Origin of the sequence: Aequorivita viscosa (genome assembly GCF_900106795.1) — a bacterium.
Taxonomy (GTDB): Bacteria; Bacteroidota; Bacteroidia; order Flavobacteriales; family Flavobacteriaceae; genus Aequorivita; species Aequorivita viscosa.
Map to the genome: position 1 here is coordinate 1 of NZ_FNNS01000034.1, position 9,457 is coordinate 9,457.

Consider the following 9,457-nt stretch of genomic DNA (forward strand, 5'->3'; position numbering starts at 1 on the left):
TGCTAACCAATAATTGCTCCCCGTTTAATTTTGGTGCATTGATGTAGAATGTGTCTCCATTCAATGGGTTAGGGTAGAGGCGAATACCTGAAAGCAAGCTGTTGTCATCAACTCCAAGACGTTGCTCTGTTCTTATAGAGAAACGGTCTGTTGCAATGCTCAACGAATTGTTTGCGTCTACAGAGAAACTGTAAACATTATCTCCTGCCTCTAATATTGTGCTTGTACCTGTAAAGTGATCATCAAGGTAAAGAACAGTGCTATCCAAACCATCAACAATAACTTTTAAAGTATATTCAGATTGTTGGTAACCTGTTGTGTACATTGAATACACCTCAGCTGCTTGTGGCATATCTCTTTGTTCGATACTCAAGTAAGTTCCGTTGTGGTCAATACCTAAGTTTTCGTAGAAGTTCATGGGCTTTACAGCATCAGCAGTTGTAAGCTCGTTGTTGTTTCCTTCTGCAAAGATAATTCCGAAGCTATCGTGTAGTGATCCTTCATTGTTGAAGTTTTCAGTAGTATATAATTGTACAGTCAACATATCATTCATTGTTGCTGGACGGCTTGTAGCTGTAAAATTCCCTGGCGCTTTGTCACTTTCGTTAAAGACAACCGAAGAAGCGCCGGCCGCTAAAGTCGCTACTTGTGCTCCCTGTCCTGGTTGTAAGAACTGGTTGGCAACAGAGCCAGATGTGTTTGTTCCTTCAGGAAGCATTACGGTAACATACGATCCGTGAGCTCCAAGTTCAGAATCATATACATAGTAATGACCAGGGTTTAGGTTTGTAGAAGCAGCAAATACACTATTAACATCTACCGCACTTTGGTATGGGTTACCAAACATTAAAATATCTCCTGCATTTGAAGTTGCATAGTTCTGAGTGCTAGTTCCAGTAAACAATGAACCTGTAGCACGAAGTACAGTTTCACCAGCAGCTAAATCATTAGTTAAGTCAATACTTCTGTCGCCACGAACAAACAATAAATAAGCATCACCGGCCGTCAATGTATTTACATCAGTATTTGCAACTGCTTCAAACATTTGTGCAGCTACATTCACACTGAACATAGAATAGTTTCCTGTAATTGTACCGTCAAAACCATTCATTTGGTCAGTTGTAGCACCTGTAATATGTGTTCCAAAACCTGGATTTGGATTGTCGGTATTGCTAGTAGCACCTTCTTGCCAGTTATCGTGGATAGTAGAAGTGGTAGTAACCGCGCTACTTATCATTCTATAAGAACGCTTGTTTTTCATGTAACGCTCAACTGTTACATCTCCTGTTATAGAAGAAGTTCCAAGTACTTCCGCCAATTCTCCGTTGCTTGTTGCAGTGCTAACAAATACAAGCGATCCGTTGTTGATGATGTCTCCAGCAATACTAAGTACGCTTTCAACGTTTAAAGTTGCTCCTTCATTGATAGTGATATTACGAGCTTCTACATCTGAAGTAAAAGTAGCAACACCGTCACTAACAACTATGTCATCAGCACTAGTAGATACACCACTAGGATCAAAAGGACTCCAAGCACCGCTTGAATATACATAACCTTCCATTTCTTGAATATCAAGATTAAAATCCCTTAGTCGAATACTTCCAGAACCGCTGGTCATTTCAAACTTGATACGACCGTTAGCTCCATTTAAAGATGACAAATCGATCAATTGTTCAAAAGTAGTATAGTTACTGCTTTCAATAGCAAAAGTAGTTACCGTAGTATAATTAACACCATTGTCATCGGATACGGAAACGGTTAGTTCTCGACCTGATCCAGATCCGTACGTTCTCATAGAAGCACTTACGACTAAAGCATTATAATTTGAAAAATCAATAGCAGCAGTAGTCATACTACCAGTTAGGTCTATTCTTAAATAATTTGTTATTGCAGTGTTATTGAATATAAAACCATAACCAACTGCTTCGTCGTAATCTGTTTGGCTTCCAAAAGCATTAGAATAAGGTATTGTGAAAGGAAGTGGGTCCTCAACAGTATAAGATTGCTCAGGGCTATTTGAAGTTTCAGGCGTTTCGTGAGCGTCTGTGGCTTGAATTTCGTAATAAACTGTTGTGCCATCTGCTTGTGCAGGAATAGCACTGTTTAGCATATACGTATCGCCAGCATCTAAACTCATTGCGATGATATTCGTTAAACTACCGCTTGTTGTTCCCCAATGTAGTTCTACTGAAGCAATGCCGTCACCATCTACGACATCTGCAATAACCATTACATCGTCTGATGAGGTAACTGTTGTGCTGCTTGGAGTTTGGTCTATGTTTGTAATAAACGGTCCTGTATTTCCTTCTCCTTCACCAAAAGCAGTCCAAGTAATATCATCGACAATTACTTGTTTGCTCGTAGTATTTCTAATTTCTATAGTAAAATCCCCTTCGATATTAATTCCAGAGACAGTAAAAATATGCTCGTCATAATCATCAAAAGCTGTTGAAGTACCTTGAGAAATACCGTTCACAAATAATTCAACCTGACGGTCACCACCACCTGTAAAACCTTTGTATAGCTTTACACTAAAGTCACCAATTCCATTTGGAATTAAGCTAGAAGTAACTTTGCTCTCATCGGCAACTCTTCTCAGCATTAATGCAGGAGCGGTAACACCTGTTGTACCGTTGTCATCGCGAGATTCTACATACGACCATGTAATTTCGTTATTTCCAATGAAAGAATTAGTTGAGTAACCACCACCTGCGTTTGAATTTGTAAAATCTTCAAGTCCCTGTGCCCACCCAATAGATGCGGCAAAAAACATTAGAACTAGAAAACCGCCAGTTTTTAGGCGTTTACGTAAAATTGAACCCATAATTTTTTTAAATTTTAATTAATATTTATAATTGTGCAAAGATATGAAATATAGTACGCCATTTTGCACTAAAACACAGGTTTGGACATTAATAACCTTTTAATAATGTAGCCAGTCTTTAGTAAGCATAGTTTACGCAAAACTTGTTTTTATTTTTTCATTCAAGGAGATGGTGTTGTGTGTTAATGGCTAGTTGTTTTAGAGACGGTTCATGCTTTATACAGCTTCTTTATATATTCGAGGTTTCTTTGAGGATCGTTCAAGAATCCTTCGTAAAAACGCTGATTTCTTGAAGATGTCTCGAAGGAATCTCGAACAAGGTTAGAGGAAAACACGAGTAAAAGATGAGGGAGTGTCGATGGATTCGGGCGCGAATTACACTGTTTTTTTTGAGAATTTCGCTCACTATCTTGACACAGCAGGACATTTAAACAAATCTCGGAACATTCAAAAAAAGTAGTGTTTTAAAAACCCAAAAATTCAAATCCCAAATCCCATTCCTTGAATGCCGAAATGAAAAAAGAACCCATTACAGGTTCTTTTCTCATTTTAATCAACTTAACATTAACCAAAATAACTAACATTTTTGTTTGCTGAAGTATATGTTGGCTTCAGCAATTACTCTTTTATCAATCTAAGCGTACTAGTTTCTTCACCGTGTTTTAAAGTAACTAAGTAAACCCCAGATGCAATATTCTCGCCCATTGGTACTGTTACTGTGTTTGCACGGCAGTCTAAAGTCTGCTTATAGATATTTTTCCCCATTAAATCGCTAATGCTAACTGACAATTGCTCTCCGTTTAATTTTGGTGCCTTGATATAGAATGTATCTCCGTTCAATGGGTTAGGGAAGAGGCGGATGCCTGAAAGTAGGTTGTTGTCATCAACTCCCAAGCGTTGTTCTGAACCTATTGAGAAACGGTTGGTTGCAATACTCAACGACTTGTCACCATTCACAGTAAAACTGTAGGTGTTTTCTCCAGTTTCTAAAAGTGTACGCGTTCCTGTGAAGGAATCAATAAGATAGAATTCGGTAGTTTCTAATCCATCGATAACCATTTTAAAGGTGTAATTGGTGTGTTGATAACCAGAAGTGTATAACGAATATTCTTCGCCCGCTTGTGGCATTTCTCTTTGTTCGATACTCAAGTACGTTCCGTCGTGGTCAATACCAAGGTTTTCGTAAAAGTTCATTGGCTTTACAGCATCAGCAGGGGTGAGGCTGTTGTCGTTTTCTTCAGCGAACACAATTCCGAAACTATCGTGTACCGATCCTCCATTGTTATAGTTTTCGTTAGTATATAATTGTACGGTTAGCATATCGTTTGCTAACAATGGGCGATTGGTTGCCGTAAACTGCCCTGGAGTTTTATCGCTTTCTTTAAACACTACAGATGAGGTGCCCGCTGCAGCGGTTGCTACCTGAGCGCCTTGCCCTGGTTGTAAAAAATGACTTGCAGCAGAACCCGAGGTGTTTGTTCCTCCCGGAAGCTCGATTGTTACATAAGCCCCATTATCTCCAAGGGTTGGGTCGTAAACATAATACATATTAGCGTTCAGGTTGGAGGAATTAGCAAACACCGTATTTATGTCAACTGCACTCTGATATGGATTCCCAAACATCACAAAATCTCCCGCGTCTTCTGAAGCAAAATTTTGGGTTTGTGTGCCAGTAACTAGTGAACCCGTGGCGCGAAGCACGGTTTCGCTAGAGGCTAAGTTGTCTCCAAGATTAATGGCTCTATCTCCTCTAACAAATAACAGATACGGACTTCCTGCTGTTAGGGTGTTTGCATCGGTATTTGCAATTGCTTCGAATTGTTGGGTAGCTACATTTACAGTAAACATTGAAGGGTTTCCTGTGGTAGTGCCGTCAAAGCCGTTTTGTTGGTCTATGGTGCTGCCTGTAATGTGTGTTCCATAACCAGCTACAGGATTATCCATATTGCTAATTGCACTTTCCTGCCAGTTATTGTGAATAGAGGTATTTGTAGTAACCGCAGGACTCACCATTCTGTAAGAGCGCTTATTGCTCATATAACGATGCACGGTAGCATCACCGGTAATATTTGAAGTTGCTCCCATAGCAGCCAATTCTCCATTACCAGTAGCAGTGCTCAGAAAAATTAGATCACCATTAATTTCGATGTCTTTCACAGCTTTAATAGTGGTGCCCTCAGAAACGGTAAGCGTAGCTCCTGTGTTTATTTCAATGCCACAAGCGTTTATGCTTCCAAGTGTAGTGTTGTAATCATCGGCAAAAATAGCTTTCTTGCTGGGGGTAGGGGTGCCATTGCTCCATCCATCAGCTAGTGTATAGGTAGTAGTTTCAGAACAAAAGTTGCAACCTGATTCGCGACCTCCATCAAAAATATTCCAACCATAAGTAGTTATAATAGCTTGTCGTTCTATTGAGCTTGTACAGTACTGGCTATTTCCGCCATCAAATGTTACATTGTTTTGCAGGGGCAAGGCACTCCAACCAGTAAGTAAGGCGTCATAATTGGCAGTAGATAAGGTTGCGCCAAGAAACATCCAGGTCATATCCATAACGTTCGATACATCCCAGCTTCCGATGTTCTGATCGAAGGCATTAGCTTCATAAAACATCATCCCCATATCTGTTACATTGGCTACATTCCAGTTTCCAATATCTTGGTTAAAGACCTCTGCATGATGAAACATTCTATACATATTTGTTGCATTTGATACATTCCAGTTTCCTATGCTTTGGTTGAAGGCAATGGCATACGAAAACATCTCAGTCAAATCCATTAGACTGGACACATTCCAGCTTCCAATGTTTTGGTTAAAAACAGCTGCTTGGTAAAAAATGAATGACATATCTGTTACGCTCGATACATTCCATCCACCAATATTTTGATTGAAGGTAGAGGCATAATAAAACATTTTACTCATATTTGTTACGTTAGTTACATTCCAACTTCCAATATTTTGGTCGAAGTCATAGGCATACCTGAACATATTGCTCATATCTGTAACATTTTCGACATTCCAGTTTGAAATACCTGAATTGAAAGAAGCAGCATCTTGAAACGTGGACACCATGGTGTTGACATTGCTTACATCCCAATCATTCAAATCTGAATTGAAGTTTGTACACCCAAAAAACATGGAATTAAAACTAGAATTGGCAGCCAATACGGGCGCATCTGTAGCAGATTCTGTGGTTAAATTTGAGCAACCTTTAAAGGCACTATCCATTCCCTGCCACACCTGCGTGCCCCATTGCTCAATGGTCAACAGTTTTTGGTCGTTGATGGCAATGCTATTTGCACTACCAAACTGGATAGCAGGAAAATCCCCAGTAATAGAAACCGTGTATATGCCAGCCGTGGTATATTGATGGGTAGCATCCGTAGTTTGAGCGGTAGAAATGTTTCCATCGCCCCAATCTACCGTATAGTTGTAGCCTGAAACATTTGAATTTGTAGGGATGGTAATGCTTTCATTGGCAGTGGTGGTTTGCCAAGTGGTAATGAAGGCACTTGTAGGTTCCATTGAGCAGTTAAGACCGCCATCGGTAATTGTCCATCCGTATGTATCAATGAGTTCTTGGCGTTTTATATCGGCTGTGCAATATTGGTTGGTTCCGGCTCCAAAGGGTACATTGTTGGGGATGTCGTCTATACCATCACCGGCCACACCGCTACTATCGGTTGCCCAGCCAATTAGAATGGCATCATAATTTGCTATTGATAGACTGGTACTCAAAAACATACCCTGCATAGCAGTTACATTGCCTACGTCCCAGTTGCCAATATTCTGATTAAAGGCAGTAGCCTCAATGAACATAGAGAACATCTTGGTCACGCTGCCCACATTCCAATTACCAATATCCTGATTGAATGCACTAGCCCCATAGAACATATAGCCCATACTGGTAACATTCCCCACGTTCCAATTCCCAATATCCTGATTGAATGCGGAAGCACCAGAGAACATAAATCCCATATCTGTTACGTTTACTACGTTCCAATTGCCAATATCTTGGTTGAAACTGGAAGGAGAATCAGATGCAAACATTCCATTCATATTTGTTACATTAGATACATTCCAACTACCGATATTTTGGTTAAAACTTAAAGAATTATAGAACATCCAGGACATATCCAAAACATTTGAAACGTCCCAATTTCCTATATTTTGGTTAAAGACGTTAGCATAAGAAAACATACTGCTCATATCCGTAACATTTTCTACATTCCAATTACTTACATCGCCGTTGAAAGCTGAAGCATTATCAAACATGCTATTTACATTGGTAACATTTTCTACATTCCAATTGCTTACATCGCCGTTAAATGTAGAAGCGCCCCTGAACATATTGCTCATATCCGTTACATTTGACACGTTCCAGTTGCTCAAATCTCTGTTAAAAATGGAGGCGTCTCTAAACATCCAGCTCATATCCGTTACATTTTCTACATTCCAATTGCTTACATCGCCGTTAAAACTACTAGCGCCATAAAACATAAAACTCATATCAGTAATGTTTGAGACGTTCCAGTTGCTCACATTTCCGTTAAAATTATTAGCTTCCGTAAACATTAAACTAATATCAGTTACCGCAGTTAGATTTGGTGAGTCTGTATAATTACCCTGTAAATTAGTACAGCCATAAAAAGCCCGTGTCATAGTAGTCCAGTTTCCAGTTCCCCACTGCTCAATAGAGGTGATTTTCTCTTTACTGCCAAAATTGTTAAAAAAAATAGCAGGAAAATCTCCAGTAATAGATACCGTATATGTGCCAGCCGTAGTATACGTATGGGTAGCATCTCCCGTTTGAGCGGTAGAAGTAGTGCCATCGCCCCAATCTACCGTATAGTTGTAGCCTGAAACAGCTGGATTTATTGGTATGGTAATGCTTTCATTGGCAGTGGTGGTTTGCCAAGTGGTTATGAAGGTATTTGTGGGATTAATGCAATTTGCATCAAAACCGCCATCGGTAATTGTCCAATTGTTTGGTGCGCTTGTTAATATATCCCTGGCGGCTGTGGCACAATAGGAGCTATTTCCTGCGTGAAAATTTACATTGGGCTGCAATGTCTGTGCGCTCCAGCCATTTAACAGGGCATCATAATTTGCAGTGGAGAGGGTTACTCCGATAAACATATCGGTCATATCAGTAACATTTTCAACATTCCAGTTACTAATATCGCTATCAAAAACACTGGCACTGTAAAACATATAGCTCATATCTGTAACATTTGCTACATTCCAATTGCTCACATCACCGTTAAAAGCTGAAGCATAAGAAAACATACCAAACATACTGGTAACATATGAAACGTTCCAATTGCTTATATCACCATTAAAATTACTAGCGCCATTAAACATAAAACTCATGTCAATAACATTTGAAACGTCCCAGTTGCTTACATCGCCATTAAAAGCAGAAGCACTGTTAAACATACCATACATACTGGTAACATTTGCAACGTTCCAATTGCTTACATCGCCATTAAAAGCAGAAGCGCTATCAAACATATTGTTCATTTCTATCACATTTGCGACGTTCCAGTTGCTCAGATCGCTATTAAAAACAATAGCATGCTCGAACATTGCAGACATAGAAGTAACATTGGAAACATCCCAGTTGCTCACATCGCCATTAAAAGCAGAAGCATACCTAAACATATACGCCATCAGAATAACATTGGATACGTCCCAATTGCTCAGATCGCCGTTAAAAGCAGAAGCACTGCCAAACATACCATACATACTGGTAACATTTGCAACGTTCCAATTGCTTACATCTCCATTAAAATCAGTGGCATTTCTAAACATATAGCTCATAGTCATAACATTTGCTACATTCCAGTTGTTCACATTACCATTAAAAGCGGTGGCAGATCTGAACATATTGCTCATATCCGTTACGGCAGTTAGATTTGGTGTATCTGTATAATTACCCTGTAAATTAGTACAGCCAAAAAATGCGTTATCCATTCCTTCCCAAATTTGTGTTCCCCATTGTTCAATGGTGTAAATCTTGTCTTTATCACCGATATTATTAAAATAGATAGCCGGAAAATCCCCAGTAATAGAAACCGTGAATGTGCCTGCCGTGGAATATTGGTGGGAAGCATCACCCGTTTGAGCGGTAGAAGTAGTGCCATCGCCCCAATCTACCGTATAGTTGTAGCCTGAAACAGCTGGATTTGTTGGTATGGTAATGCTTTCATTGGCAGTGGTGGTTTGCCAGGTGGTTATGAAGGCATCTGCGGGATTAATGCAATTTGCATCTAAACCGCCATCGATAACACTCCAATAATTCGGGCCGTTTGTTAATACATCTCTGGCAGCTGTGGCGCAATAGGTGCTGTTCCCGGCGTGAAAATCAATATTTGATTGCAATGTTTGTGTACTCCAACCTTCTAATAGGGCATCATAATTTGCTCTAGAAAGGGTTACTCCATGAAACATAAGTTCCATATGAGTAACATTGGTTACATTCCAATTACTTACATCGCCGTTAAAACTACTAGCGCCATTAAACATATAACTCATATCACTAACATTAATCACATTCCAATTACTTACATCGCCGTTGAAAGCTGAAGCATTATCAAACATGCTATTTACATTGGTAACATTTTCTACATTCCA

Annotated in this window: 1 protein-coding gene and 1 pseudogene; both read right to left on the reverse strand. The window is 39.6% G+C overall.

All coding sequences use genetic code 11. The features are described from left to right. Positions 1-2,824, reverse strand: a pseudogene (locus BLW28_RS14460) (hypothetical protein); the annotation flags it as partial. A 618-nt stretch (positions 2,825-3,442) separates the two neighbouring features. After that, the coding region (locus BLW28_RS14465) for a BspA family leucine-rich repeat surface protein (protein ID WP_143036903.1) at positions 3,443-9,457 on the reverse strand (6,015 nt) is incomplete at its 5' end.